The sequence below is a fragment of the Rheinheimera sp. MMS21-TC3 genome, assembly GCF_032229285.1.
In the GTDB taxonomy this organism is placed as follows: domain Bacteria; phylum Pseudomonadota; class Gammaproteobacteria; order Enterobacterales; family Alteromonadaceae; genus Alishewanella.
The window spans coordinates 2,670,526-2,696,662 of record NZ_CP135084.1 but is presented as its reverse complement, the minus strand read 5'-3'; the positions used below and the strand labels follow the sequence as shown (position 1 = coordinate 2,696,662).

28 protein-coding genes and 1 tRNA gene are annotated in these 26,137 nt (G+C 40.1%); 22 read left to right on the top strand and 7 right to left on the bottom strand.

Annotated elements, in window-relative coordinates; translation table 11 throughout:
- Positions 1-97: 97 nt before the first annotated feature.
- Positions 98-2,683 (top strand): type I DNA topoisomerase, encoded by a 2,586-nt coding sequence (gene topA, locus RDV63_RS13105; protein WP_313909953.1) that lies wholly within the window; start codon positions 98-100, stop codon positions 2,681-2,683.
- Between the two features lie 63 nt (positions 2,684-2,746).
- Here topA and RDV63_RS13100 read toward each other — a convergent pair whose 3' ends face one another.
- Complete coding sequence (locus RDV63_RS13100) at positions 2,747-3,511, bottom strand: hypothetical protein (RefSeq protein WP_313909952.1); 765 nt, start codon at positions 3,509-3,511, stop codon at positions 2,747-2,749.
- A 522-nt stretch (positions 3,512-4,033) separates the two neighbouring features.
- Between RDV63_RS13100 and cysB the strand changes: the two genes are divergently transcribed.
- The 3 genes from cysB (at position 4,034) to RDV63_RS13085 (ending at position 6,273) form a co-directional block, all read left to right on the top strand.
- On the top strand, positions 4,034-5,011 hold the full coding sequence (cysB, locus tag RDV63_RS13095; protein WP_313909951.1) for an HTH-type transcriptional regulator CysB: 978 nt from the start codon (positions 4,034-4,036) through the stop codon (positions 5,009-5,011).
- 91 nt (positions 5,012-5,102) lie between these two features.
- Positions 5,103-5,360, top strand: a complete 258-nt coding sequence (locus tag RDV63_RS13090) for a sterol desaturase family protein (RefSeq protein ID WP_313909950.1) — start codon at positions 5,103-5,105, stop codon at positions 5,358-5,360.
- A gap of 103 nt (positions 5,361-5,463) precedes the next feature.
- Positions 5,464-6,273 (top strand): transporter substrate-binding domain-containing protein, encoded by an 810-nt coding sequence (locus RDV63_RS13085; protein ID WP_313909949.1) that lies wholly within the window; start codon positions 5,464-5,466, stop codon positions 6,271-6,273.
- Between the two features lie 6 nt (positions 6,274-6,279).
- Here RDV63_RS13085 and mutH read toward each other — a convergent pair whose 3' ends face one another.
- Positions 6,280-6,954 (bottom strand): DNA mismatch repair endonuclease MutH, encoded by a 675-nt coding sequence (mutH, locus tag RDV63_RS13080; protein ID WP_313909948.1) that lies wholly within the window; start codon positions 6,952-6,954, stop codon positions 6,280-6,282.
- A gap of 381 nt (positions 6,955-7,335) precedes the next feature.
- Here mutH and rppH point away from each other — a divergent pair, with 381 nt between their 5' ends.
- The 7 genes from rppH (at position 7,336) to RDV63_RS13045 (ending at position 14,042) form a co-directional block, all read left to right on the top strand.
- Complete coding sequence (gene rppH / locus RDV63_RS13075) at positions 7,336-7,839, top strand: RNA pyrophosphohydrolase (protein WP_313909947.1); 504 nt, start codon at positions 7,336-7,338, stop codon at positions 7,837-7,839.
- A 48-nt stretch (positions 7,840-7,887) separates the two neighbouring features.
- The gene (ptsP, locus tag RDV63_RS13070) at positions 7,888-10,146 is read left to right on the top strand and encodes a phosphoenolpyruvate--protein phosphotransferase (RefSeq protein WP_313909946.1); all 2,259 of its coding nucleotides are present in this window, start codon (positions 7,888-7,890) and stop codon (positions 10,144-10,146) included.
- Between the two features lie 47 nt (positions 10,147-10,193).
- Entirely contained in the window at positions 10,194-10,988 is a 795-nt protein-coding gene (locus RDV63_RS13065; RefSeq protein ID WP_313909945.1) for a sulfite exporter TauE/SafE family protein, read from the top strand.
- 8 nt (positions 10,989-10,996) lie between these two features.
- On the top strand, positions 10,997-11,809 hold the full coding sequence (lgt, locus tag RDV63_RS13060; protein ID WP_313909944.1) for a prolipoprotein diacylglyceryl transferase: 813 nt from the start codon (positions 10,997-10,999) through the stop codon (positions 11,807-11,809).
- Positions 11,810-11,811: 2 nt separating this feature from the next.
- Positions 11,812-12,663: a thymidylate synthase gene (locus tag RDV63_RS13055; protein ID WP_313909943.1), complete on the top strand. Its 852-nt coding sequence runs from the start codon at positions 11,812-11,814 to the stop codon at positions 12,661-12,663.
- 177 nt (positions 12,664-12,840) lie between these two features.
- On the top strand, positions 12,841-13,443 hold the full coding sequence (locus tag RDV63_RS13050; RefSeq protein WP_313909942.1) for a FlgO family outer membrane protein: 603 nt from the start codon (positions 12,841-12,843) through the stop codon (positions 13,441-13,443).
- Positions 13,440-14,042 (top strand): FlgO family outer membrane protein, encoded by a 603-nt coding sequence (locus RDV63_RS13045; protein ID WP_313909941.1) that lies wholly within the window; start codon positions 13,440-13,442, stop codon positions 14,040-14,042. Before RDV63_RS13050 ends, RDV63_RS13045 begins: the two co-directional genes overlap by 4 nt.
- 20 nt (positions 14,043-14,062) lie before the next feature.
- On the opposite strand, the gene RDV63_RS13040 is transcribed toward RDV63_RS13045, so the two are convergent.
- Positions 14,063-14,139: transfer RNA gene (locus RDV63_RS13040), tRNA-Arg, on the bottom strand.
- Positions 14,140-14,276: 137 nt separating this feature from the next.
- Positions 14,277-15,431: a flagellar assembly protein T N-terminal domain-containing protein gene (locus tag RDV63_RS13035; protein WP_313909940.1), complete on the bottom strand. Its 1,155-nt coding sequence runs from the start codon at positions 15,429-15,431 to the stop codon at positions 14,277-14,279.
- A 117-nt stretch (positions 15,432-15,548) separates the two neighbouring features.
- Here RDV63_RS13035 and RDV63_RS13030 point away from each other — a divergent pair, with 117 nt between their 5' ends.
- The gene (locus RDV63_RS13030) at positions 15,549-16,019 is read left to right on the top strand and encodes an LPP20 family lipoprotein (protein WP_313909939.1); all 471 of its coding nucleotides are present in this window, start codon (positions 15,549-15,551) and stop codon (positions 16,017-16,019) included.
- A gap of 13 nt (positions 16,020-16,032) precedes the next feature.
- On the opposite strand, the gene flgN is transcribed toward RDV63_RS13030, so the two are convergent.
- The 3 genes from flgN to flgA all read right to left on the bottom strand — a co-directional run bounded on the left by flgN (position 16,033) and on the right by flgA (position 17,576).
- Positions 16,033-16,461, bottom strand: a complete 429-nt coding sequence (flgN, locus tag RDV63_RS13025; RefSeq protein ID WP_313909938.1) for a flagellar export chaperone FlgN — start codon at positions 16,459-16,461, stop codon at positions 16,033-16,035.
- Positions 16,461-16,778 carry a flagellar biosynthesis anti-sigma factor FlgM gene (flgM, locus tag RDV63_RS13020; RefSeq protein ID WP_313909937.1) on the bottom strand — a complete coding sequence of 106 codons (318 nt, stop codon included), beginning with the start codon at positions 16,776-16,778 and terminating at the stop codon, positions 16,461-16,463. The genes flgN and flgM overlap by 1 nt, the downstream gene beginning before the upstream one ends.
- Positions 16,779-16,865: 87 nt before the next feature.
- Positions 16,866-17,576, bottom strand: a complete 711-nt coding sequence (flgA, locus tag RDV63_RS13015) for a flagellar basal body P-ring formation chaperone FlgA (protein ID WP_313909936.1) — start codon at positions 17,574-17,576, stop codon at positions 16,866-16,868.
- Between the two features lie 136 nt (positions 17,577-17,712).
- Here flgA and RDV63_RS13010 point away from each other — a divergent pair, with 136 nt between their 5' ends.
- The 10 genes from RDV63_RS13010 (at position 17,713) to RDV63_RS12965 (ending at position 26,136) form a co-directional block, all read left to right on the top strand.
- Complete coding sequence (locus RDV63_RS13010; protein ID WP_313909935.1) at positions 17,713-18,642, top strand: chemotaxis protein CheV; 930 nt, start codon at positions 17,713-17,715, stop codon at positions 18,640-18,642.
- 9 nt (positions 18,643-18,651) lie between these two features.
- Positions 18,652-19,485: a protein-glutamate O-methyltransferase CheR gene (locus tag RDV63_RS13005; RefSeq protein ID WP_313909934.1), complete on the top strand. Its 834-nt coding sequence runs from the start codon at positions 18,652-18,654 to the stop codon at positions 19,483-19,485.
- Positions 19,486-19,571: 86 nt separating this feature from the next.
- Positions 19,572-19,973 (top strand): flagellar basal body rod protein FlgB, encoded by a 402-nt coding sequence (flgB, locus tag RDV63_RS13000; RefSeq protein ID WP_313909933.1) that lies wholly within the window; start codon positions 19,572-19,574, stop codon positions 19,971-19,973.
- Positions 19,974-19,975: 2 nt separating this feature from the next.
- Complete coding sequence (gene flgC / locus RDV63_RS12995; protein WP_313909932.1) at positions 19,976-20,398, top strand: flagellar basal body rod protein FlgC; 423 nt, start codon at positions 19,976-19,978, stop codon at positions 20,396-20,398.
- 9 nt (positions 20,399-20,407) lie between these two features.
- Positions 20,408-21,160, top strand: a complete 753-nt coding sequence (locus RDV63_RS12990; protein ID WP_313909931.1) for a flagellar hook assembly protein FlgD — start codon at positions 20,408-20,410, stop codon at positions 21,158-21,160.
- A gap of 36 nt (positions 21,161-21,196) precedes the next feature.
- Positions 21,197-22,552, top strand: a complete 1,356-nt coding sequence (gene flgE, locus RDV63_RS12985) for a flagellar hook protein FlgE (protein ID WP_313909930.1) — start codon at positions 21,197-21,199, stop codon at positions 22,550-22,552.
- Positions 22,553-22,738: 186 nt separating this feature from the next.
- On the top strand, positions 22,739-23,485 hold the full coding sequence (locus tag RDV63_RS12980; RefSeq protein WP_313909929.1) for a flagellar basal body rod protein FlgF: 747 nt from the start codon (positions 22,739-22,741) through the stop codon (positions 23,483-23,485).
- A gap of 41 nt (positions 23,486-23,526) precedes the next feature.
- Positions 23,527-24,315: a flagellar basal-body rod protein FlgG gene (gene flgG, locus RDV63_RS12975; RefSeq protein ID WP_313909928.1), complete on the top strand. Its 789-nt coding sequence runs from the start codon at positions 23,527-23,529 to the stop codon at positions 24,313-24,315.
- A gap of 14 nt (positions 24,316-24,329) precedes the next feature.
- Positions 24,330-25,016, top strand: a complete 687-nt coding sequence (gene flgH, locus RDV63_RS12970; protein ID WP_313909927.1) for a flagellar basal body L-ring protein FlgH — start codon at positions 24,330-24,332, stop codon at positions 25,014-25,016.
- 64 nt (positions 25,017-25,080) lie between these two features.
- Complete coding sequence (locus RDV63_RS12965) at positions 25,081-26,136, top strand: flagellar basal body P-ring protein FlgI (protein WP_409934863.1); 1,056 nt, start codon at positions 25,081-25,083, stop codon at positions 26,134-26,136.
- The last annotated feature ends 1 nt before the right edge of the window (position 26,137 follow it).

Genomic DNA, 26,137 nt, shown 5'->3' with positions numbered 1-26,137 from the left:
AGTTTATTCACTTGTCACAACCGCAGTTTACGGATATACGTTAAAAAGCAACTTAATGGGCAAGTACTAAAATTTAGTTAGGGATCTCAGGATTAAGATGGCGAAATCACTGGTAATAGTCGAATCACCGGCAAAAGCAAAAACAATTAATAAGTACCTAGGCAAAGACTTCGTGGTTAAGTCTAGCGTGGGTCATATACGCGATTTGCCTACTAGCAGTAGTAAAAAGAAATCTGCAACTAAAAAAGAATTAAGCAAAGAGCAAAAGCAATATCAAGCTTTAGTCGATCGTATGGGTATAGACCCAGAAAACGGCTGGAAGGCACGTTACGAAATATTACCAGGCAAAGAAAAAGTAGTAAAAGAGTTACAAGCACTAGCAGAAAAAGCTGACACTATCTATCTGGCAACGGACTTAGACCGTGAAGGAGAAGCTATAGCTTGGCATTTAAAGCAAATTATTGGTGGTGATGACGACAGGTTTAAACGTGTTGTATTTAACGAAATTACCAAAAATGCTATCCAAAATGCTTTTGAAGAACCTGGTGTTGTTAACGAAGACCGCGTTAATGCACAGCAAGCTAGGCGGTTTTTAGACCGAGTAGTGGGCTTTATGGTTTCGCCCTTACTATGGAAAAAAGTCGCACGAGGCTTATCCGCTGGACGAGTACAGTCCGTAGCTGTTCGTTTGGTTGTTGAACGTGAGCGTGAAATAAAAGCCTTTGTTCCAGAAGAATATTGGACAGTAACAGCGGATGCTACAACTGCTGCGGCAGATGCTTTAAAACTTGAGGTAACAAAACAACAGGGCAAAGCTTTTAAACCATTAAATAAAGCTCAAACTCAAGCGGCATTAGCTATCCTTAAGTCGGCAGAATATAAAGTTGCTAATCGTGAAGATAAGCCTAGCAGTAGTAAACCGCAGGCTCCTTTTATAACGTCAACTTTACAACAAGCCGCTAGTACACGCTTAGGTTATGGTGTTAAAAAAACCATGATGTTAGCTCAGCGTTTATATGAAGCCGGTCATATTACTTATATGCGTACAGACTCAACAAACTTGAGCGCTGAGGCAGTAGCAAGTTGTCGTGACTATATTGAAGAAAATTTTGGTAAAAAATATCTACCTGAACATCCTCTTAATTATGGTAGTAAGGCAAATGCTCAAGAAGCGCATGAAGCTATCCGCCCTTCAGAAGTAACAGTTTTAGCCTCTGCTTTAGGTGAGATGGAAGCAGATGCGCGCAAATTGTATGAATTAATTTGGCGCCAATTTGTGGCCTGCCAAATGCCACCCGCATTATATGATGTTAGCAATGTGATAGTTCAAGCAGCTGATTTTGAATTACGCGCTAAAGGTCGAGTGCTTCGTTTTGACGGTTGGACCAAAGTGCAGCCAGTTGCTAAGCGCAAAGGGGAAGAAGACAGTGTTTTACCTGATGTTAAGCCGGGTGAAGTGTTAAAGTTACAACAATTAAATGACAGTCAGCACTTTACTAAACCTACACCACGTTTTGGTGAGGCCAGCTTAGTTAAAGAGTTAGAAAAGCGTGGCATTGGTAGGCCATCAACTTATGCATCTATTATTTCAACAATCCAAGATCGTGGTTATGTGCGTGTTGAAAATAAACGCTTTTACGCCGAAAAAATGGGCGAAATCGTTACCGATAGACTAGTTGAAAACTTTAATAACCTAATGAATTACGACTTTACAGCTAATATGGAATTAAAGTTAGATGAAATTGCTAATGGCCAAGTTGCATGGCGTAATGAGTTGGATAACTTTTATGCTGACTTTCAGCAAAAACTAAAAACAGCAGAGTTAGAGCCAGAAAGTGGCGGTATGCGAGTAAATCAGTTTGTTTTAACCGATATTGCTTGCCCAACTTGTGACAGAGCTATGGGAATTCGTACTGCTTCTACAGGGGTGTTTTTAGGTTGCTCAGGCTATAATTTACCACCTAAGGAACGCTGTACTAAAACTATCAATTTAGTATCAGGCGACGATGCTATAGCCGTATCTGATGATGATGAACATGAAACAGAATTATTAAGACAGAAAAAGCGTTGTCAAAAATGTGGCACCGCCATGGATAGCTATTTAATAGATGAACAGCGTAAGTTGCATGTTTGTGGTAATAATCCTGAATGTGATGGCTATGAGATTGAGCAGGGTAGCTTTAAAATAAAAGGTTATGATGGTCCGCTAATTGAGTGCGATAAATGTGGCGCCGATATGCAATTAAAATCAGGCCGCTTTGGCAAGTATTTTGGTTGTACCAACACTGAGTGTAAAAATACCCGTAAGTTGCTGCGAAACGGTGAAGCTGCACCACCAAAAGAAGATCCAGTCCATTTACCTGATTTGAAGTGTGCAAAATCAGATACCTATTTTGTATTGCGTGATGGTGCAGCAGGGATTTTTATGGCTGCAGCTACTTTTCCAAAATCACGCGAAACCAGAGCACCTTTAGTAGCTGAGCTAGCTAAATACCGTGATTTAATTTCACCTAAGTTTTACTATTTAGCTGATGCCCCGCAAAAAGATCCTGAAGGTAATTTAGCGGTGATACGTTGGAGCCGTAAAACTAAGCAGCAATACGTGATGACTGAAGTTGATGGCAAAGCAACAGGTTGGGCTGCTTGGTATGAAAAAGGTAAATGGGTAGTGACTAAAAAATAGTTAAATACTTAAAGTAAAAAAATACTCGCAGCTGCGAGTATTTTTTTTACACTAAACACTAAATCACCACTTAGGTTTAGGTGCAAATAAATCATCAATATCTTTATTGTCTTTTTCTTCTTTTTTAGCTCTATCGCGAACATTACCTTCTTTTAATTGGGTAGCTATGCTTTCTAAGGTTTCTATAACTTCTGCTTGGCGTTTAGTTACATAGTCATCTTGATGACCATATTGGCTTAATGAGGTTAAAGCTTTTTCAAAATATTGCCTAGCCGAACCTAGCATGCCATTTGATCTAGCTTTTATGCCACGCTTAATTTGGCTTTCAACATTAATCCGTAATTGTAATATTTCTAAGCGTTTATCCTCTGAAATAACAACTTGGGTATCAAGGTTGCCTCTAGCATGTTCGCCCCTTAAAACGGTACGCAGCCGCTTAATACCTTTAATCATATGAATAAGTTGTTGATCATTATCAGGCAAGGTAACAGTGTCATTGTAGCTGTTATCGGTGGGTTCTGAAGCAGCAAGCCTGGCTTCAGTTTCATTTAATCGATGGCGTAAATCCTTTGCTTTAGGTTCCAGTTCAACCATGGCTTTTAAGTTGAAGCAAATACGCTTTAATAACATTTTACTGATAGCGGGTGATAAAGGAACGTTGGCAGAATTCAATAATAATTCTTCACTATCTTCCAGCATAGCGCGAAGCTTGCTATATTCTGCACGCTTTAAAGCCGCCAAGCGTGCTTTGTGTTGCTGGATCGCATTGACAATAACGGCAATAATAATTAGCGCTATTATCAATATAATGATCAAAGTTAACAGCATTTAGACCTCTAAATAAACTGCTCGCAAGAGCTTATAATGATTAAAGAAATAGTATTTAATCATCACCTGCTGGCGATGTTGGCAAGCTAAAGTTGCCGACTAAAAGCCATTTTTATTTAATTTGGTATTACCGCATCGACCTAAGTTCGAAGTAAGAGGTAATTTAGCAAAATAGCAATATAGATACCAATTTAAGTAAAATATTAATAGTAATGTCGCGCTTAAACATGTTTTATTACTATATCGTAGAGTACAGCTCAGTGCATCATTAACAAAACTAAAGTATATAATTAGCAATATTATGCTGCAGAATGTTTGAACTGGCAGACGCTACACAATAAACCTTACTAGCAAAAGTATCTATCAGCAAATATCTTTAGTTTTACCACTATTGCTTAACTATCAACCTTATTAACAACAGCAGACAAACAAACTCGGTTTATAGTGAAACAAAATAAAGTTGGAATATCCTAACCACAAGGTATATTAGTTAAAGAACAGCCATTATAGGGTCGGTAATCAATGAAATTACAACAACTGCGCTATATTTATGAAGTGCTAAACAATAATTTAAATGTCTCTGCCACAGCTGAGAGTTTATATACTTCGCAACCTGGTATAAGTAAGCAAGTGCGGATGTTAGAAGATGAGCTTGGTATTCAAATATTTGGTAGAAGTGGTAAACATTTAACCCATGTTACTGCAGCGGGTAAAGAAGTAATAGAGCTTTCTAGACAAATTTTATCTAAAGTCGAAAGTATTAAAGCTATAGCTAAAGAACATACTTTACCGGATCAAGGCAAGTTAAACATTGCCACTACCCATACCCAAGCCCGCTATGCACTGCCAAAAGTGATTAGTGGCTTTATACAAAAATATCCTAAAGTGTCGCTGCATATGCACCAAGGGACACCACAGCAGATCTCTGAAGCGGCCTCAAGAGGTGAAGCAGATTTTGCAATTGCCACTGAAGCTTTGCACTTATATAGCGATTTAGTTATGTTGCCCTGCTACCACTGGAACCGTAGTGTTATAGTGCGTAAAGATCACCCCCTTGCGCAGTTAAAGCGCGTATTAGTGCTAGATGATGTTGCAAATCAGCCTATAGTGACTTATGTCTTTGGCTTTACAGGGCGTTCCGAGTTAGATAAAGCTTTTGCCAGTAAAGGCTTAGAGCCTCATATAGTGTTTACTGCCACTGATGCCGATGTGATTAAAACCTATGTTCGCTTAGGTTTAGGCGTAGGTGTTATTGCTTCTATGGCAATGGATGCCGAACTAGATGACGACTTGGTGGCTATTGATGCCAGCCATTTATTTGACGCTTCCACCACTAAAATTGGCTTTCGTAAAGGTGCTTTCTTAAGAGGTTATATGTATGACTTTATCCAGCGCTTTGCTCCTCACTTAACTAAAGATGTAGTAGAGCAGGCGAATTTACTGCGTAATCAAGAAGAAATAGATAAGATGTTTTTACAAGTTACACTACCTGTACGTTAATAATTTAGTGATAAATTGATGGTGTTAAGGGGTATTTTATGGTTCCTGTAGAATTAATACTACTGGCATTAAGCCCCGTATTTTTGCTAGTTTGTTTTTAGCTTTTCTGTTGCAAGACTTTTTGTATTATTGGTTTCATCGTGCATCACATAACATCCGTTGGCTGTGGGCATCGCATATCGCGCACCATAGTTCGCGGCTAATGAATTTCAGCACAGCTTTTAGACAAAGCTTAACCTATCCTATATCTGGCATGTGGCTATTTTGGACACCCATGATCCTTATCGGTTTTCCACCAGCAATAGTGCTAGCTATAGTGGCGTTAAATACTGCAGCTAATAAGCATTAAGCATTGAATAACGTAAGGATATTTTAAATAAAAGACCTAAACTCCATATAAAAAAACTATAGTGGGCTATGCTTAGTAATAACTTAATTGTTAGGGGTGGCATATGAAAAAACTAATGTTAATGATGAGTTGTCTATGTTTAGGGCTGATGGCATGTAAACCTGCCGAGCAAGAGGTAGTAGAAAAGACCCCTGCAGCGTTAGCTGCTACACAACCTGATTGTTCTTTAAATTTTGGTATTGATGCTTGGGAACCCTACCAATATATGACGGTAGATAATAAGCCAGCAGGATTAGATATAGAAATTGTCAAAGGGGTACTCAGTAATATGGGCTGCCAATTTACAGTTACCCAAGGTAGTTGGACGGAGTTACTACTTAAACTTAAAGCAGGTGAAGTGGATGCAGTATTAGGCGCATCAAAAACAGAAGATAGAGAAAGCTTTGCTTATTTCTCTGATGCTTATCGTAAAGAGCGCTTTCAGCTATATGTCCGTAACAGTAATATTAATTATCCTTATAAAAATATAACGGCATATCTTGAGGCGGGCCATAAGTTAGGTATTGTTAATCAATATTACTATGGTGATGATTTTGCTGCTCTTTATGATAATAAAACCTTTCAACCTCTTTTTATCGGGGCCATTATCAGTGAGTTAAATATTGCAAGGTTATTAGATGAAGAAATTGATGGTTTACTTGAAGACAGCTTTGTTGCTGCATCTATCCTAAGGCGTAAAGGGTTGGATAAGTATATTAAACCGCATAATATTAGTTTAGAAAGTGCTGATGTGTTTATTATGTTTAGTCAAGAATCAATCTCACCACAACAAGTTGAAGCCTTTAATACAGGCTTAACCCAACTTAAAGAAAATGGTGATTATAATAAAATAGTTAATAAATACAGCCATTAACTATTCTTAAAAGCTAAGTGCAAACTGCTGCTGTAAGATAGCAGCAGTAAACTTGGTTTTTAAATAAAAGCCTCTTGGCAGTGTCTTTATGGGTTGGCCTTGGCTACCTATGGCATCAGTTAAAGCTTTACTATTAGCGGCTTTAGGCCTTAATTGTAAATACTTTCCTGTAGCGCCTCTAATATTAGCAATACCGCCTAAGCTAATTAATTCCATTAACTCTTCCCAATCTTGTTGCAAAGCTTGTTGCTGCTGCGGGTCTGGTTGCCATAAAAAGCCATTACCAATAACCCGCTGGGCTAAAGGGATTTGGCGTTCAGCTAAAATTGGCAACCATAAAATATGCTGTAGCTTTTGACACACCCAAGAGTTTTGCCATTCTAACCCTGTTATGCCGGTTAAAGGCGCGACACAGACATAGGTGCTCTCTAGCGGTTTACCTTGTTGGTTAATAGGTAAGGTTTTAAGTTCTATGCCTAACTCTGCAAAATCGACCACAGCTTGAGAGCCGCCATTAGCCCCTAAGGCTAACTCTATTAATTGTCCCACCCAACCTTTATCTTTTAGCAAGTTTTTAGGTACAACTTGGTCAAGACGCTCAGCTAACTGGCCAATTGTTAAACCAGCAATAGCATGACAGCGCGCCATTAAATCTTCAGTTGTTTGTGGTGGTGTAAGCATAATTAAGTAGATTAACTATTTTGTTGTTAACGCTAGCATTTTTTGAACTATATTGCTGCTTAAAAACAACTCAAACTGACTTATGCACATAAGATTTGATAGTAGTGCTTTTAGATGCTTTTTGTAAGCTATTGAAAATAAGTGCTTTAATGTAGTTTTAGCTAAGGGTTATATAATTAAATATAAACTTATTCATAGCTTTACTGCTACTTGAGCACAGGGTTATCAACAGAAGCTGTTAAAAAGTCCACACTGCAATTAATTAAATAAAGTAAACTGTGGATAACTATAGGGAAGTTGGCTTGAAAATAGCGATTGCTCCACAGCCAACTTTGTGAAAGAATCTTTTTATAATAGATTTATGAACCGCCAGAGGTTTAAGTGATCGATTCCGAAGGATTTCGGGCTAATGTCGGCATAGTAATATGTAACAACCAAGGACAGGTGTTTTGGGCAAAACGATATGGTCAGCATTCTTGGCAATATCCACAGGGTGGCATGAACGAAGGTGAAACGCCTGAGCAAACGATGTTTCGCGAATTACACGAAGAAGTTGGGTTAACTGCAGCAGATGTACAAGTTATCGCAACAACTAAACATTGGCTGCGTTATAAGCTGCCAAAACGTTTAATTCGTAAAGACAGCAACCCTGTATGTATTGGTCAAAAACAAAAATGGTTTTTGTTACGGCTGACTTGTAGTGAAGATGAGGTAAACTTATTAAAAACTACGCATCCTGAGTTTGATAACTGGCGCTGGGTCAGTTATTGGTATCCAGTGAGGCAAGTAGTTGCGTTTAAACGTGAAGTTTACCGTAAAGTCATGAAAGAGTTTGCTCCTATTGCATTGCCATTCATTCGCCGTGAAGGAAAAAGAAAAAGTTAAGTGTAGATTGCTAACCCAGGTTAGCTAAGAATTAAAAAGGGAGCTCTAATGTTAAGCCTGCTCAGACGTATTGTTCAAGATGTGGCACAAGAGCCAGTGCTTAACAATGCGCTAGCGGGTTTAGTAACGAGTATAAAACAGGCCTTAAAAACTGAGTGCTGCTCGGTATATCTCGCTGATTATCAGCAGCAGCACTTTATGTTAATGGCAACAAGTGGCCTTAATCCTGATGCTGTTGGTCAAGTAGCTATTGGCTTTGCAGAAGGCCTGATAGGTTGGATAGGTCAACGTGAAGAGCCAATTAATTTAGCTAAAGCACATTTACATCCTCGATTTAAAGTGACACCTGAAGTCAGTGAAGAGCATTTTTCTGCTTTTTTAGGCTGTCCTATTATTCATCACCGTAAAGTACTGGGTGTGTTAACCATACAGCAAGCAGAAGAACGGGTATTTAACGAAGAAGAAGAGTCTTTTTTAGTAACCTTAGCAGCGCAACTAGCATCGGTACTAGCAAATGCTGAAATGCGCCAAGCGGCGAGTGAAAGTTCTGCTACACAAATTCAGACAGGGCATTTAAAGGGCTTGCCAGGGGCGCCGGGTATAGCTATGGGCCATGCCTTTATTCTAGAGCCTGCTAATGATTTTAATGCTATTTCAGTTAAACGTTCTGACAACCCAGAGCAAGAGCTAGCCTATTTTTACCGCGCAGTAAAAATGACTAAAGCCGAATTTAATCGCTTAGCAGAGCGAATGGCTGGGCATTTACCTCCTGATGCTTTAGCTATTTTTGATGTTTACCATCAATTATTAGATGCGGCTAGCTTAGGCAAAGAAATTGAACAACAAATAGCCGATGGCTGGTGTGCTAAAAGTGCTTTAAAACGCGTGGTTGAAAAGTTTGCTCGCCAATTTGACGATATGGATGATAGCTATTTACGTGAGCGCGGCACTGATATAAGAGATTTAGGTCAGCGGGTATTAAATAATTTATTAGATACACAAAAGCGTAAAGTTAAATTACCTGAAGATATCATTTTAGTAGCTGATAATGTTACAGCCACTATGTTAGCTGAGATCCCCCAAGAAAAGTTAATGGCCATAGTGTCATTAAAAGGCTCGGTTAACTCTCACGCCGCTATTATGGCCAGAGCTTTAGATATACCAGCAGTAATGGGGGTGGATGAATTACCCTTATTGCAATGGCAAGATCAATACTTAATTGTTGATGGTTATCTTGGCAATGTTCTATTGTCGCCAGTAGAAGCAATTTGTACGGAATATCGGCGCTTAATTAATGAAGATGCCGCACTTAATGCGCTGTATTTAGTCGAAGTACATTTACCCTCACAGTCATTATGCGGCATTAGGTTTGATTTAATGGTTAATTCTGGTTTAGCTGTCGAACTAGAAACTGCTGATCTAGAGCATACCGATGGCGTAGGTTTATATCGCACTGAGTTTCCGTTTATTATGCGTAGCCGCTTTCCTACAGAACAAGAACAAACCGACTTATATCGAAAAGTATTAGAGAGCGCACCTAATAAACCAGTCGTAATGCGTACTTTAGATGTTGGTGGCGATAAAGCACTGCCATATTTTACTATCGAAGAAGAAAACCCATTTTTAGGTTGGCGCGGTATTCGCTTAACGCTTGATCATCCTGAGATATTTTTGGTACAAATTCGCGCTATGCTAAAAGCAAATTTAGCTTTAGATAACTTACATATTTTATTGCCGATGATTTCTGATCTTGCGGAAGTTGATGAATCTTTAAGGTTAATTAAGCAAGCATGTTTTGAGGTAAGTGAAGAGTTAGCCATAGCACTACCACGGCCCAAGGTTGGGGTAATGATAGAAGTGCCTTCAATAATGTTTCAACTACCTGAGTTAGCCCAAAAGGTAGACTTTTGTTCGGTTGGCACTAATGATTTAACCCAATATTTGTTAGCAGTAGATAGAAACAATCCAAGAGTAGCTAGTTTATATGATGCTATGCATCCTGCTGTACTACGTGCCCTATATAGCTTAGCCTTACAAGCTAAAGGTTTACAATTCCCTATTAGTATTTGTGGTGAATTAGCAGCAGAGCCTGCTGGAGTGTTACTATTAGCTGCCATGGGATATCGCTATTTTAGTATGAATAGCAGTAATTTGGCGAAGATTAAATGGTTATTACGGCGGATTGAATTATCAGAGTTAGAGTTATTATTACCAGAAGTCTTAGCTTGCCGTTCAGCCCAGCATGTTAGAATACATGTGCAACGCTTTTTAGAACAAAAACAATCACTAAATCAACTTAGAGTCTAAGCCTTATGCCTCTAAGAAACTTCCTTAACCAATAAAGAGAGTACAGCTTGCTAACGGTTATTGTTCTAACTTTACTTTTAGGTGCGGTAGTGGGCTTCCTTGCCGGCTTATTGGGTATAGGTGGTGGTCTTTTGATCGTGCCAGCCCTTGTAGTCTTATTACCTGCTTATGGTATTATCGCGCCTGAGCATGCCATGTTAGTGGCTATTGCCACCTCGTTAGCCTCTATTATTGTTACAGCAAGCTCCTCGGTGTTAGCTCACCATCGAAGAGATAATGTGCCTTGGTCAATTGCGACAGCGGTATTGATTGGTGCTGGAATAGGTGCGAGTTTGGTTGGTTATTTTGCCCATAATGTTAGTGGCCACACCTTAAAACTAGTCTTTGCTATAGCAGTGCTGCTTTTATCCCTACGTATGCTAGGCTCGCGCTCAATTGTTGGCAGTAAGGCTTTACCCAATAAAGGTTGGTTAGGCGCAATTTCGGCGCTGTTAGCGGGTATTGCTAGTTTACTTGGTATAGGTGGTGGAGCTTTATTTGTGCCTATGCTGAACTATTTTTCAGTAGATATGCGCCGAGCCATAGGTTGTGCTGCAGCCTCGGGAATTGCTATTTCTGTTTTTGGCTCTATTGGCTATGTGTTAGCTGGTTGGCAGCATTACTCATTAGCTGATGGCTTTTTTGGTTATATATATTTACCAGTATTAGCCGGTATAGTGGCCACTTCTGCTTTTATGGCACCTATTGGGGCTAGATTAACTCAGCGCCTGCCGGTGTTGGTGATAAAGCGGGTGTTTGGTATTTTTTTAATCTTAGTCGCAGCTAAGATGATGTTTAGTTAAGGGTTGTTATGTCAGCGGGCTATATTAGTTTTCCACAAATTGATCCGATAATTTTTGCTATAGGCCCCATCGCTTTAAGATGGTATGGCTTAATGTATTTAATTGCCTTTGCTCTTGCTTGGTGGCTAGCCAATAGAGCAGCCAGTCAGCCTAAATCAGGCTGGACTGAGCAGCAAGTTAGCGACTTATTATTTCAAAGTTTTATCGGGGTTATTCTGGGTGGCCGTATAGGCTATGTTTTGTTTTATCAATTTGATTATTTCTTACAAGATCCTATCTACCTGTTTAAAATATGGACCGGCGGCATGTCATTTCATGGTGGCTTTATAGGTGTGCTTGTTGCTATGGCCTGGTTTGCAAAACGTAATAATAAAGCTTACCTAGAGTTAGGTGACTTTGTTGCTCCGCTGGCACCACTAGGTTTAGCGGCAGGGCGTTTAGGTAACTTTATTAATGCCGAATTATGGGGCAGGCCAACAGATGTACCTTGGGCGGTGTTATTTCCTAACGCAGGTCCTTATCCACGACACCCCTCGCAGTTATACGAGTTTATGCTAGAAGGCATAGTATTATTTATTTTAATTATTTTGTATCGTCGGTTTAGCCCACCAAGCGGAGCCTTAGGAGGATTATTCTTAGTCGGCTATGGTGCTGCCCGCTTTACCGTTGAATTCTATCGCGAGCCAGATGCACATCTAGGAATTTTGTCTGCAGGTATGTCAATGGGGCAATGGCTATCATTACCGATGATTATTAGTGGTGTGGGCCTAATTAGCTATGGCTATTGGCGCCGAGGTCAACAAAAACAACAGGCAGTATAAGCATGAAACAATATTTAGATCTATGTCAGCGCATTATTGATCAGGGTGTCTGGGTAGATAATAAACGCACAGGAGTTAGGTGTTTAACCTTAATTAATGCTGATTTAGAGTATGATGTCGCAGCGAATGCCTTTCCATTATTAACCACACGTAAAAGCTATTACAAAGCAGCAATAGCCGAGTTGCTAGGCTATATTCGCGGTTATGATAATGCAGCGGACTTTCGGGCTATTGGCTGTAATACCTGGAATGCCAACGCCAATGAAAATACAGCTTGGTTAAATAACCCACATCGTAAAGGCACTGATGATATGGGCCGAGTTTATGGCGTGCAAGGGCGATCGTGGCAAAAGCCGGATGGAACCTTTTTAGATCAGTTTAAAAAAGTGGTCAATAATTTAAGCCAAGGCATTGATGATAGAGCTGAAATCATTACTTTTTATAATCCCGGTGAAATAGAGCTAGGCTGTTTACGGCCTTGTATGCATACCCATACTTTTTCACTATTAGATGGCACCTTATATTTAACCTCGTATCAACGCAGTTGTGATGTGCCTTTAGGTTTGAATTTTAATCAGGTGCAATGCTTTGTGTTATTAGCCTTAGTGGCACAAATTACCGGTCATAAAGCGGGTAAAGTATTTCATAAAATAGTCAACGCCCATATTTATGAAAACCAATTGCCTTTATTGCAAGAGGTTCAGCTGCAACGCCAGCCGTTACCTTTACCTCGCTTACATCTTAATCCTAAGATAAAAACCTTACAGGATATAGAAACTTGGGTAACTACAGCAGATTTTGAGCTAGAAGGCTATAAAAGTCATGAAGCTATAAGTTACCCGTTTACGGTTTAAACTCTAGTTAGGATCCTAAACGGCAGTTTTATTTAGGCTACTGTTTAGGATATCTAGCGCCTAGCCAATAATCTGTTAGCTAGCTTGGCCTAAATATTGCTTTAATTTCGTTATTAAGAAATTATTGGTCAAATACATTTAATCAAAGTGTAAACTGGCTTAACCAAAGGTGGCAGTATGATAGTGCTAAGATCTCTAGTTATTAGTTGCATTAGCTTATGGTTATTAATAAGTTGTAGTGCAAGCAACTCAACCCAGCAGCAGGCTTATACACTGGATGATTATAGCCAGTTACTAACCACAAACTTATTACAGCAATTACCGGATAATATAAGGTATAGCGCTAGTAAACCTCGCATAGCAGTTAGCTCTTTTGTGCCTGTTAATAGCTTTTCTCTGTCGCAAGCAGATGAGACTGAAAAACAAATGGCCAATCAATTAAGTGAAAGTATGCTTAGCCATATTAAGCAGCATGGCTATGATATTTATGATTACCGACTGCGAGATCAACTAGCGTTACAGTCCGATCATGAACAAGCCTTATCACGACAATTAACCACTATAGCTAATAGTAGTTTAGCCGATACTTTATTAGTGGGTACTTATAGTATCTTGGCTGAAGGAATAATGTTAAATACACGCTTAATTACAGTAAAAAATAAGCGAGTTTTAGCTGCCAGTAGCCAGTTGATACCTGCAGATAAATTTTGGCAGCAGCAAGGTGTGATTCAACAAGGCAATAGGTTGTACCGTCGCGATTTAACAGGAGTCAAAAAATGAAATATTTAACTCTGCCTCTGGCGGTGCTTATGCTTACAGCCTGCACCACAACGACAGCGCCAACTATGACAGCCCCATCATTAGAGCAGGTTATACAGGCGCAGTGGCAAAAAGATGATGATATTATGCAGTTAACAGTTAATGCCTATTCGCAGTCTTTAGTGTATCAATTGGTTGTGCACTGGCAGCAAACCGATCCTGAGTCGCAAGTTGCAGTAACAAACTTTACTTTTGTTGATTCTGCTTTAGAGCAAGGCAGTATTTTAAGTAACCACTTAAGTGAAGCCATGATGCATGACTTACATACTTTTGGTGTACCGGTGCTAGATTATAAAGCGACTGACTATATTAGAGTAACAGAGCAGGGTGATTTTGTATTAAGCCGTAATTATGAAGAGTTAAGCGATGCATTACCTATTCGCTATGTTGTTACCGGCACTATGACCCAGCACCAATTAGGCATGTTAATTAACGCGCGCTTAGTGCGCATTGATAATAAGCAAGTAATGTCAGTTGCCCGAACCTTTATCCCCGAAGCCGTTGTCAGTGCAATTATTCGCCACAATGAACAAGTAGGCTTACAGCTCAAGCAAGGCTAAACTCTCAGCAGTAAGCAAAATGGCGTCCCAGACAGGAGTCGAACCTGTGGCCTCGCCCTTAGGAGGGGCGCGCTCTATCCATCTGAGCTACTGGGACTAATGGCGCTTATTCTATATAAAAATTGATAAAATAAGTACCCTTTATCAGGTAAGAAATGGCTTGAATAAGTAGTTTTCTACTGTACGGTTACATTTTATGCAATTGGGCTTAGTCATTAAAGCAAAGTTAAAGCTTTATTTTTGACTTTTATGCACGCTAACAATATCTGCAGCTTGGATATGCTGCAGTAATGCATCATTTTCAGGCTCGGCCATGGCATGTTGTTCGCTTACTTGGCGCACTATTAATACAACGTCGCTTTGGGTTAATAGTTTAATTTGCGGCTTTGTGGGATCGCGCTTGACTTGAATTAACTGTAGTTTATCACCTACTTTTATGCCGTTCTGTTTGCCAATATTAAAAAACACTTGGTTATTAGCTACTTGGCTAATGCTAGTCAATAAAGGCTTACATTGTAACTGTTGTTGTAAGTCTTGAGCGACAGCGGCTAATAACTGATCTATCTTTTGGCCGTAAGGCCATTGCCAAAAGGCTTGGCTATGGCTAGCAGGCGTATGCTTCTTTTTATAAGGCCAAGTAGATTCGGTTCTATACTCTTGCTGATAAACCACGCTTTGGTCAAACAAGTCATATAGCACAACATCTAAGGCAAAAAAGCGCTGCTTTTGTGCCCTTTGCCAAAATTGATGGGTCTTTTCACCAAGCGATAAGTCTTTGATAGTGGCACTAACAATATATTGTGCGCCTTGACGAAATAATTGATCGCTATAGGTCGGTTGTAGCTCTGCTAGGCTAGTGCTATGAGCTAAAGTTGTTGTAATGGCTGCCGAGGTATTATCTTGCATTTGATAATGTAATTGGTTGGTGGCATCTTTATCTAACGAAAATAACTGGCCATAAATAGCATCTTCACGCGCGGCAAGCCGAATTTGGCTAAGTAGCAGCGGTTTTTGGTATTGCTGGGCTTGGCAACTTGGCTCTGAACTGTTGGCGTTAAGATCTGCTCTAATAACAACCGTTAATAGGTTACCTCTTTGGGTTTCAGACATCACTTGCAGCTGGCTAACTTGATACTGGCTGTTAATATCTAGCATTGAGTGTTGTAAAACGCCGTTTAAGACCTGTTGGCTACTTTGTACCTTGGCTCCGGCGAATAGTGCAGCACGACTTAAAGCATCATTTATAGCAATATGCCTAGCTTGAGCTAGATCACCTTGCTTAACTTGCGCTTGCCCAGTTGCTTCGTACCATACTGCTTTGCTGGGGGCGGTAAATAGTAATAATACTAAGCTTGATATAACTGCGCTCTGTCTTATAGAGTGTTTCATAGAGTTCCTAGCCAACGATTGACACTTAATTAATGTAAAGCAAAATGCATGCCTTATATCTGGCTTAGATATTGCTAATACTGTATTAGTGTATAACGAATACGAGAATACTGCGAAATGAAAACTGTTTTATACGCCTTAAGCCTAACCTTAGGCTTAGTAGTCACAACAACAGCATGCACGCCTATGAATAGCCGTTATGTTGAATATGCTCAGGTTGTGCCACAAAGTTTTCCAGTACTGCTAGCAGTAGGCTATGCGCCTATTAGATTACAATCAGGCGAAACTGAGCAGCAAAGAATGCTGCAAGCTATGACAGCATCAAAGCTAGAAGCCTATCGCGAGTTAACAGAAATGGTATACGGCCAAAAAGTTGACGCAAAATCAAACCTAAAAGACATGGTAATAACTAATAGTGCTTTATCCGCATCGGTATCAGGGGTGATTAAAGGAGCAAAAGTGCTAAAAACCTACGCGGTGGATGAGGTATATATTACTGAGTTAGAATTAGACTTTGAACAGGTATATCAGCTATATCAAGCCACAGTGCCAACGCAAAAGATTAAACGGATCCGTTATTATAATTAGTTAGGTTTGGTAGTTAGGCTTTAATTCCTTTGCCTATATTATCGACAGAAGGCTTGCCTTTATTGGTATAGGTTAATCCTGACTTACCTTTTTGGGATAATAGTGCGTTCTTAAATCTTTCTAGAATTAATTGGCTTTGCTCAAGCACTTGCTGGTTAACTTCATTTTGCTGTTTGCAATCAGCTAGTACGGTATCAATTTTAGCCACACTTTCACTAAACCAGCTTAGCTGTTTAATGTCGGCTAAGTTAGGTAGCTGAGCAACAGCATTATCGGTTTGTTCTATTTGTGCTATTAGATGATTTTTTTCAGCAGTAAGTCTTTCAATATTGGCAATATCACGCTCAGATAGCGCGGCAAGTTCTTGCCGCAACAATAACAGCAGCGAATCCAGCTGCTGTTGTTGTTGCTTTAATAGGGTAGAGGCTTGATCAGTAGTCATTAATGGCCGAATAACTCATCTTCAAACTGAACAATACGTTTTGCTAGTTCTTCAACGTTAATTTTATATTTACCTTCACTGATTGCCTGCTTAATTTTATCAACCTTCTCTTGGTCGATACCACTACTATTACTAGCTTTCTCAGTCAGCTTTGTCATTTGCTGCGCTTGTGGTGTCAGCGATACTGAGTCTTGTTTTTGACTCGGCACTTGGCTGGCATTTTGCTGCACACTAGTTTGCTGACGTTGAGTTTGTTGCTCAACCTTGTCTGCTTTTACTTGAGTGTTGTTTTGCAAATTGTTGATATTAATAGCCATAATCTAACCTCATTACCTTAATACAGATCCCTATGTACAGCTTAACGGCAAGACTTAAGAAAACTTGAGTAAAATTATTAAAATAATTTAAAATTGAACGCTCACTTGATCTACACCTGTCACTTCAGCACGCACGCGGCGTTTTGATTGGCGATTTATCAGCTCTATGGTATCGCCTAAACTGCCATCTTGTTGCGCTATACCACTAGCAGCAACATTTAACCCATTATTACTAACAGATATTGTAACAAGATCACCTTTACACACAAGGCAAACATCTTGTAATGTCATCATTTGGCCCATACTTAATGAGCGTTTTGCTTTAGCGCCAATTATTTGGCGTGGCTCTGATACTAAGCTGCCGCGCACAAAGCGTCGTTCACGGGTCTCGAATGCTAACATATCGGCCGTAATTTGGGCACCTGTAGCAACATTTTGCTTTAAAATAACGGCTTGTACTATTTCATCAATACGGACAGATAAATACAGCTTCCATTGGTCACCGCTTAGACATTGAATAAGAATAGTGTTTTGCCGCTGGCTAATAGGCTGTGACAAGCTAAAGTCGATGGGCTCTGTGCAACTTTTAATGCCAATTCGGTCATCTAGTGGCACAAATTTTGGTAATAATTCACCATTACTAAGCTGGGATAATTCTTGTTTAAGCCAATTGTCCGCAGCTTGGCTTAACTCTGCAGGCGTATACTCTAGAGCCATAGCATTAAAAGAAACGGCTAGTAACAGTAAGGTTAAGTATAGTTGCTTTAAATGATGTAATAAATATTGGTACTTTTTCATATGGATTCAGCTATGCTTTATTAATTAATGCGATAATATACAAATATCAATATAGCAAGGTAGCAAGCAAGAATCGCGCCTAAGTCCAATTAATCTATGTGGTTTGTGTTTTGTAGAGTAAAAAAAGAGGTAGCTAATGGCAGGGATTTTAGACTCAGTCAATCAACGTACACAATTAGTCGGCCAAAATAGGCTTGAATTATTGTTATTTAAATTGGCTGGTCGCCAACGCTACGGTATTAACGTGTTTAAAGTGCGTGAGGTTATTCAATGCCCGCCTTTAACTGCGGTGCCAAGACGAAACAAGTATGTAAAAGGTATTGCTTATATTCGTGGCCAAGCTATTTCTGTTATCGATTTAAGTTTAGCTACTGGCGGAAGAGCCATTAGTGATATTAGTAATAGCTTTATTGTTATTGCTGAATATAATCGCTCGGTACAAGGCTTCTTAGTTAATGGCGTTGATCGTATTATTAATATTAACTGGGAAAACATTATGCCGCCGCCACAAGGAGCAACAGGCAAACAAAGTTATTTAACTGCAGTGACAGAAATAGATAACGAATTAATAGAGATTTTAGATGTTGAGAAAATTTTAGAAGAAATCTCACCCTCAGCGACTACTGTGACCAGCCCAATGGATACTCAGCGTATAGCGAAGGACTTAGGCGATAGAATCATTTTAATTGCCGATGACTCTGCAGTAGCTAGAAACCAAGTAAAGCGTGCATTAGCAAGCTTAGGGGTACAGATGGAGTTGGTAAACAATGGCCGTGAAGCACTAAAGTTTTTACAACAAACTGCGCAAGAATGCAGCCACTGTGTCACTGAAAAAATTGGTTTGTTAATTTCAGATATTGAGATGCCAGAGATGGATGGTTATACCTTAACAGCAGAAGTTAAATCTGATCCAAAACTGCAGCAATTACATGTCATTTTACATACATCGTTAAGTGGCGTGTTTAATCAGCAAATGGTTAAAAAAGTAGGGGCTGATGACTTTATTGCCAAATTTAATCCTAACGAACTGGCAGAGTCTGTCCAGAAATGGCTACAAATAGTGTAAGGGTAACGTGTGTCAAATAAAGAATTGTATGACATAGAATATAAACAGTTTTGTGATTTCTTAGAACTGCAATGTGGCATAGTTTTAGGTGAAAATAAGCAATATTTAGTTAAAAGTCGTTTAGCACCTTTAATGCAACGCTTTGCAATTAACTCACTATCTGAATTAGTGCAAAAAACATTAAACCCTATAGAACGGCAATTAAGAACTGCGGTTATTGATGCCATGACTACTAATGAAACCTTATGGTTTCGTGATACTTATCCGTTTGAATTATTAAAAAAGGTAATACTACCTGAGTTAGAAAAAACTAAGCGTAATATTAAAATTTGGTCAGCTGCTAGCTCTAGCGGCCAAGAGCCTTACTCAATTTCTATGTCTGTTTTGGAATATCAACAGTTAAAAACCGCTGCGCAACAATTAAATGTAAGTATTTTAGGTACTGATATTTCAACGACAATGCTTGAACAGTGTCGGCGCGGAGAATATGACGGTTTAGCTTTAGCTCGAGGTTTATCGCCAGAGCGACGTAGCCGATTTTTTGCCGATAGCGGCAAGGGTTTGATGCAATTAAAGCCAGAAGTAAAAAATAATGTTAGTTTTCGCCATTTAAATTTATTAGATAGTTATAGTTTACTTGGTAAATTTGACGTCATATTTTGTCGTAATGTACTGATTTACTTTTCAGGTGATATTAAAGCACAGATTATCGCAAAGTTTGCTCAATCACTTAATTCTAAAGGGTTTCTTATTTTAGGGGCCTCTGAATCACTGTCTAGTATTAACAGTGATTTTGATATGATTCGCTGCAATCCTGGCATTATTTACCGAAAAAAGTCTTAGCCTCCCTCCTTTTTATCTAAATTGTGGCCTATAAATTGCTTCTGAATTACTAACAGTGCTAATAGTAATTCTAAGGTGGCAAAAAAATGGCAATCAGTTTTGACAAAGCATTTGGTCTGCATCCTGAGGCGTTAATGATCCGAGATCGACGGGCGCAGGTGCTATCTGAAAATATCGCAAACGCCGATACGCCAGGTTATAAAGCGCGAGATATCGACTTTGGCCAAGCGATGAAGCTAGCTAAAGCGCATCAATCAGGCTCTATAGGCCGCACTCATGAAAAGCACTTTGCAATTTCAAACCAATTAGGCGGCGATACTCTGTATAGGAATCCTGATCAGGCAGATACTGGGGATGGTAATACTGTTGATATTAATCATGAGCGTAATGCCTTTATGAAAAACAGTATGGAGTACCAAGCCAGTTTAGCTTTCTTAACCGCCAGAATAAGTGGCTTGAAAAAAGCTATCACCGGTGGAGGGCAATAATTATGAGCATGTATAAGATTTTTGATATTGCCGGTAGTGGTATGGCTGCGCAATCAGTACGTATGAACACTACTGCCAGTAATATTGCCAATGCTAACAGTGTTAGTAGTAGCGTAGAGCAAACTTATCGCGCTAGGCACCCTGTGTTTGCTGCTGAGCTATCAGCTGCAAAGCAAATGCAAGGTGAAGATAATGTTGGCGTTAAAGTGCTTGGCATAGTGGAATCTGATGCACCTTTAAATGTTGAGTATGCGCCTAACCATCCGTTGGCAGATGAGAATGGTTACATTTATAAGCCCAACGTCAATATTATGGAAGAGATGGCCAATATGATTTCGGCTTCACGCTCTTATGATACGAATGTGCAAACGGCTGATGCTGCTAAGCAAATGGTTATGCGCACCCTAAGATTAGGCCAAGGTTAAGGGTAAATTATGACTAGCAACGTTAATAACTCCAACGTTAACAACAGTGCATTAGATGGCATGTACTGGGGTGAAAAAAATAAAGTAGCAGACAAAAATAATGGCGCTTTAACCCAGTCTGATTTCTTTGCATTGCTAACCCAACAATTAGCTTTTCAAGATCCAACTAAACCGGTTGAAAATGATCAGATGATAGCGCAAATGACCAATTTCACTATGGCGGATGGTATTAACTCCCTAAATAAAAGCTTTGCCGGTTTTGCTGAAAACATGAGCTCTAACCAAGCCTTACAAGCTTCATCTTTAGTTGGCCGAAGTGTGTTAACGCAATCTGATGAAATTGTCTTCACAGGTGATACTTTATCGCGTGGCAACATCACGTTAGACAAACCAGCAACTAGCATGAAAATTAGTATAGAAAATGATAAAGGTGAAGTTATTCAAAGCTTTAGTGTTGACAACCCTAAAGTCGGTAAGAATGACTTTATCTGGGATGGTAGCCATAACGGCACAGGCTCTGAAGTCGATGCTGACGCCGTTGAGGGTGATGAAGACGTTGTCAATCGGGTTAAAGCTGGCGTTTATAAAATAAAAGTCGATGTTGCTTATACTGATGGCTCTAACAGTAGCTTGCCAGTCAATGTTTATACCCCTGTTGGTAGTGTAAGCATGAATGGCGGTGCTAATGGCAGCATTATGCTCAACCTTCTTGGGTTAGGCGCAGTGAAATTAAGTGACGTGTTAGAAGTATCTTACGGTTAATAATTCAGAATGCTTACAAGCAAGTAGAGGTAAATTATGAGTTTTAATATTGCACTAAGCGGCATAGCCGCTGCACAAAAAAATTTAGACACCACAGCGAATAATATTGCTAACGTTAATACCACTGGCTTTAAAGAGTCCAGAGCTGAGTTTGCCGATGTATATGCAACGTCAATTTTTGCCTCAGGTAGAACCAAAGTGGGCGATGGCGTATCAACTTCAACTGTTGCCCAGCAATTTAGCCAAGGCTCATTGCAGTTTACTAATAACTCTTTAGATTTAGCGATAACAGGTGAAGGCTTTTTTGCCTTAACGCCAGATAGGTCATCGCAAGATTTAACGTACACCCGCTCAGGTGCCTTTAAATTAAATAAAGATAACTTTATAGTAGATAATAACGGCAACTTCTTGCAGGGCTTTTCAGTTGATCCAGTAACGGGTGAAAATCAGTCAGTAAGTTTAAGTACAACTCAGCCAATTTCAATTCCAACCTCAGCTGGTGCGCCAAGAGCAACTTCTAATATTTTCTTAAGTATGAACTTAGATTCAAGAGCAGTACCAACCGATGGCGCTCCCTTTGACCCTACAGATCGCGCAACTTATAACCACTCTACGTCGGTTACGGTTTATGATAGCTTAGGTGAAGCTCATACAGCGACAACCTATTTTAGAAAAATGGCTACGCCTACTCCGCCAGCTGCAGCAAGCTGGGAAACCCGATTAGTCTGGGATGATAATACTGCAGACCCAATGGTTCCAGCACCTGTAGCACCGGCAACCCGTAACCCTAACTCTTGGTTTGATGGCCAAACATTGCAGTTTGATTCAAACGGTAATTTGATAGCAGGATCACCTGGTCCAACAATAGCAGTAGATATGGCAGCTTTAAATGATCCTGCAAATGGTTATTTAACGAATGGTGCCCAGTACTCTGCAGATGTTGTGGTCAATTTTAGAGATGCGTCTGGGGTAAAATTACCTACGCAGTATGCCTCTAATTTTGATGTGCAGAATTTAAGCCAAGATGGTACTACAGTAGGTAACTTAACCGGTGTTGATATTGACTCTTTTGGCCGAGTATTAGCTAGCTATAGTAACGGTGACTCGTCGTATTTATCGCAAGTTACCTTAGTGCGGTTTGCTAATGTGCAAGGCTTAAAGCAAGTTGGTAATACCTCATGGAAACAGAGTATTACGTCGGGCGAGCCAATAGGTGGCCAAGCTAATACCGGTACTTTAGGCTCTATTAATTCGTCTGCGCTGGAGCAGTCAAACGTTAACTTAACCACAGAATTAGTTGATTTAATTAGTGCTCAGCGTAACTTCCAAGCTAACTCTCGTGCCCTTGAAGTTAACAGTACCTTGCAACAAACGGTATTACAGATCCGCTAATCTTTATCTACACACAGCACCGTCCTTATGGCGGTGCTTTTTTATGTCTGTTTTATACCTTATCTCTGCATTACTTTTTTTCGTTTATCTGTCAGATTTAGTCTACTGCTTAGTTTGTGGCATTGTTCTTGCTTTATTTTAAGTAATAAAGAAAGCAAACAAGTAAAGCACAGCTTGGAGTAAGCAATGGATAAACTGTTATATATCGCCATGAGCGGTGCCAAAGAAAACATGAATGGTATCGCTGTACGAGCGAATAACCTTGCAAACGCAAGTACCGTTGGTTTTAAAGCCGATTTAGAACAAGCGCGTTCTATGCAAGCCTTTGGTACAGGTTTACCCACTCGTGTTTTTGCATTAACTGAAAATCCCAGCCAAAACTTTGACGCTGGCGCTATTATGACAACAGATAGAGAGCTAGATGTTGCTATTCAAGGCGACGGTTGGTTTGGCGTCTTAGCTGCAGATGGTACCGAGGCTTATAGCCGCTCTGGTAACTTACAAATAAATGCTAATGGCCTGCTAGAAACAGCTAATGGCACCTTAGTAATGGGGGATAACGGTCCTATCCAATTACCTTTACCCTTAGCTAAAGTGGAAATTGCTTTAGATGGCACAGTCAGTGCCTTACCTCAAGGTGCACCCGCTAATGCAATGGAAGAAGTTGGCCGGATTAAATTAGTTAAACCGCTAAATAGTGATATGGAAAAAGGTAACGACGGTTTATTTAGGCGCAAAGATGGTCAGTTAGCTCAAGTTGATATTAACGTCAGTTTATTAAAAGGCGCAGTTGAGGGCAGTAATGTCAGTGCCGTCGGTGAAATGACCAGCATGATAAGTTTGCAGCGTCAATTTGAGCTGCAAGTAAAAATGATGAAAGCAGCTGAAGATATGGATCAGAAGCAAAATCAATTATTAAGAATAATGGGCTAACCCGCCTGTAATATTTATGAGCTAAGGCTCAGGAGGCTTATATGCATCCAGCATTATGGATAAGTAAAACCGGTTTAGATGCTAAGCAGCGTGATATTTCGGTTATCTCAAACAACTTGGCTAACGCCAGTACAGTTGGCTTTAAGAAAAGCCGAGCCATTTTTGAAGACTTACTGTACCAAAATGTTAACCAACCTGGGGGCGCGTCGTCGCAAAACTCAGAGCTACCTAATGGCTTAATGATAGGCGCTGGTACTAAAGTCGTGGCAACCCAGAAAAACTTTACCCAAGGTAATATGATTACTACAGATAACAGTTTGGATCTGATGGTACAGGGCCATGGCTTTTTTGAAGTCTTAATGCCAGATGGCAACATCTCTTATACCCGTAATGGTCAATTCACGGTTAATAGTGAAGGTAGCTTAGTGACCTCAGGCGCGGGTTATCAAGTGCAGCCTAATATCGTCATTCCACCTGATGCTAAAAGTATAAGCGTGTCACAAGATGGCCAAGTTTCAGTACAAATAACGGGTCAAGGTGAGCCGGTAGTGTTGGGACAGTTGATGGTAACAAACTTTATTAATCCAGCTGGTCTGGAACCTATTGGTCAGAACTTATTTAGTGAAACAGGCGCCAGTGGCGATCCGGTGCAAGGCGTGCCAGGCCTAGAAGGCTTAGGCATAATTGTTCAAGGCGCCTTAGAAACATCTAACGTTAACGTAACCGAAGAATTAGTAAACTTAATTGAAAGCCAAAGGGTGTATGAAATGAACTCTAAAGTTATTTCATCGGTAGACCAAATGTTAAGTTTTGCTATTCAGAAGCTATAACAGGAGTAACCACGATGCGATTAATTAAAGGGTTAACGTCAATATTAATGTCTGCACTGATATTAACGGGCTGCGCCTCTTTACAAGAGCCAATGGCAGATGATCCTAGCTATGCCCCCTTAGTGCCCGAACCAGCGGCACGGCCGGTTATGCAAAGTGGTTCTTTATTTGCTCAAAATCATTCTAATAGCTTGTATTCAGACAATAAAGCACGGCATGAAGGTGATATTATTACCGTATTGTTAGTCGAAAAAACCCAAGCTAGTAAAAAGGCTAAAACAGAAACCAAGAAAGACAGTGCTACATCCTTTGACCCTATGGTTGGTTTAAATGGTGGCCCAGTAACCATTGGCGGTAATGTACTGCAGTTTGGTGCAGGGTCAAAGTCTGACTTTAAAGGTGACTCTAAGGCCGACCAAAGTAATAGCTTAACTGGCAATATCTCAGTAAATGTGTTGCGGGTACAAAGTAACGGTAATTTAGTTATTCGAGGTGAAAAATGGTTAACCCTAAACACCGGTAAAGAATATATCCGTTTAACAGGGGTTATTCGCGCTGAAGATGTTGATGTTAATAACACGGTTGAATCAACTAAAATTGCCAATGCCAGAATCGAATACAGTGGTACTGGTGCGCATCATGGTGGCCAATCACCAGGTTGGTTAAGTCAATTCTTTAGTGGTCCGTTATGGCCTTTCTAGGAGTAACAGCATGAACGCTATATATAAAGCTATTACTAATTGCCTATTGCTACTTAGTTGCCTAATGCTGGCGCTACCTAGTTATGCTGCACGAATTAAAGATGTGGCTGATGTGCAAGGTGTTAGATCTAACCAATTAGTAGGCTATGGTTTAGTAGTGGGGTTGCCAGGTACCGGTGAGCAAAGCCCTTTTACTGAGCAAAGCTTTCGCACTATGCTGAGCAATTTTGGTATTGCATTGCCAGCAAATATGCGGGCGCAAATTAAAAACGTTGCTGCAGTCAGTGTCAGCGCTGAATTACCTGCTTTTGCTAAACCTGGTCAGACGGTAGATATTACGGTATCGTCAATTGGTAGTGCTAAAAGCTTACGTGGCGGCACCTTAATGCAAACCTTTTTAACGGGTTTAGACGGCAATGTTTATGCCGTTGCCCAAGGCAGCTTAATAGTTAGCGGTTTAGGTGCTGAAGGCTTAGATGGTTCACGCATTTTGGTTAATACGCCAACAGTGGGGCGCATTCCTAATGGTGCTATGGTCGAGCGCGAAGTAAATACGCCTTTTGCTCAAGGCGACTTTATTACCTTAAATTTAAAGCGATCTGACTTTACAACCTCAAAACGCTTAGCTGATACCATTAATAACTTTATTGGCGCCGATACAGCCCATTCACTTGATGCTACGTCAGTTCAAGTAAGAGCGCCACGGGATATTAATCAGCGGGTATCCTATTTATCTACCTTAGAAAATTTAACGTTTGAACCGGGTGATAGCTCGGCAAAAATAATTATTAACTCACGCACTGGCACTATTGTAATTGGTAAAGAAGTGCGGTTATTTCCAGCGGCCATTACCCATGGCGGCTTAACGGTTACCATAGCAGAAAACCCAAGAGTATCGCAGCCAGCGCCTTTTAGTGATGGGGTAACGGCCCTTGAAGAAAATTCAATTATTGATGTTAGCCGTGAGCAATCACGGATGTTTAAATTTGATCCAGGTGTCACCTTAGATGACTTAGTGCGCACCGTAAATGCAGTTGGTGCCGCGCCAGGTGATTTAATGGCGATTTTAGAAGCCTTAAAAGAAGCCGGTGCTATTCACGGCGAATTAGTGGTGATTTAAT

Excerpts from the sequence above, each read along its gene's own strand:
- mutH (WP_313909948.1), bottom strand. The coding sequence starts at position 6,954 with ATGCTTACACCACCACAAACAACTGAAGATTTAATGGCGCGCTGTCAT.
- RDV63_RS13045 (WP_313909941.1), top strand. The coding sequence starts at position 13,440 with ATGAAATATTTAACTCTGCCTCTGGCGGTGCTTATGCTTACAGCCTGC.
- flgC (WP_313909932.1), top strand. The coding sequence starts at position 19,976 with ATGAGCATGTATAAGATTTTTGATATTGCCGGTAGTGGTATGGCTGCG.
- flgE (WP_313909930.1), top strand. The coding sequence starts at position 21,197 with ATGAGTTTTAATATTGCACTAAGCGGCATAGCCGCTGCACAAAAAAAT.
- RDV63_RS12965 (WP_409934863.1), top strand. The coding sequence starts at position 25,081 with ATGCTGGCGCTACCTAGTTATGCTGCACGAATTAAAGATGTGGCTGAT.
- RDV63_RS13050 (WP_313909942.1), top strand. The coding sequence starts at position 12,841 with ATGATAGTGCTAAGATCTCTAGTTATTAGTTGCATTAGCTTATGGTTA.
- flgH (WP_313909927.1), top strand. The coding sequence starts at position 24,330 with ATGCGATTAATTAAAGGGTTAACGTCAATATTAATGTCTGCACTGATA.
- RDV63_RS12990 (WP_313909931.1), top strand. The coding sequence starts at position 20,408 with ATGACTAGCAACGTTAATAACTCCAACGTTAACAACAGTGCATTAGAT.
- RDV63_RS13085 (WP_313909949.1), top strand. The coding sequence starts at position 5,464 with ATGAAAAAACTAATGTTAATGATGAGTTGTCTATGTTTAGGGCTGATG.
- ptsP (WP_313909946.1), top strand. The coding sequence starts at position 7,888 with ATGTTAAGCCTGCTCAGACGTATTGTTCAAGATGTGGCACAAGAGCCA.
- flgM (WP_313909937.1), bottom strand. The coding sequence starts at position 16,778 with ATGGCTATTAATATCAACAATTTGCAAAACAACACTCAAGTAAAAGCA.
- cysB (WP_313909951.1), top strand. The coding sequence starts at position 4,034 with ATGAAATTACAACAACTGCGCTATATTTATGAAGTGCTAAACAATAAT.
- RDV63_RS13100 (WP_313909952.1), bottom strand. The coding sequence starts at position 3,511 with ATGCTGTTAACTTTGATCATTATATTGATAATAGCGCTAATTATTATT.
- flgN (WP_313909938.1), bottom strand. The coding sequence starts at position 16,461 with ATGACTACTGATCAAGCCTCTACCCTATTAAAGCAACAACAACAGCAG.
- flgG (WP_313909928.1), top strand. The coding sequence starts at position 23,527 with ATGCATCCAGCATTATGGATAAGTAAAACCGGTTTAGATGCTAAGCAG.
- flgB (WP_313909933.1), top strand. The coding sequence starts at position 19,572 with ATGGCAATCAGTTTTGACAAAGCATTTGGTCTGCATCCTGAGGCGTTA.
- RDV63_RS13035 (WP_313909940.1), bottom strand. The coding sequence starts at position 15,431 with ATGAAACACTCTATAAGACAGAGCGCAGTTATATCAAGCTTAGTATTA.
- topA (WP_313909953.1), top strand. The coding sequence starts at position 98 with ATGGCGAAATCACTGGTAATAGTCGAATCACCGGCAAAAGCAAAAACA.
- RDV63_RS13030 (WP_313909939.1), top strand. The coding sequence starts at position 15,549 with ATGAAAACTGTTTTATACGCCTTAAGCCTAACCTTAGGCTTAGTAGTC.
- RDV63_RS12980 (WP_313909929.1), top strand. The coding sequence starts at position 22,739 with ATGGATAAACTGTTATATATCGCCATGAGCGGTGCCAAAGAAAACATG.
- RDV63_RS13055 (WP_313909943.1), top strand. The coding sequence starts at position 11,812 with ATGAAACAATATTTAGATCTATGTCAGCGCATTATTGATCAGGGTGTC.
- RDV63_RS13010 (WP_313909935.1), top strand. The coding sequence starts at position 17,713 with ATGGCAGGGATTTTAGACTCAGTCAATCAACGTACACAATTAGTCGGC.
- flgA (WP_313909936.1), bottom strand. The coding sequence starts at position 17,576 with ATGAAAAAGTACCAATATTTATTACATCATTTAAAGCAACTATACTTA.
- lgt (WP_313909944.1), top strand. The coding sequence starts at position 10,997 with ATGTCAGCGGGCTATATTAGTTTTCCACAAATTGATCCGATAATTTTT.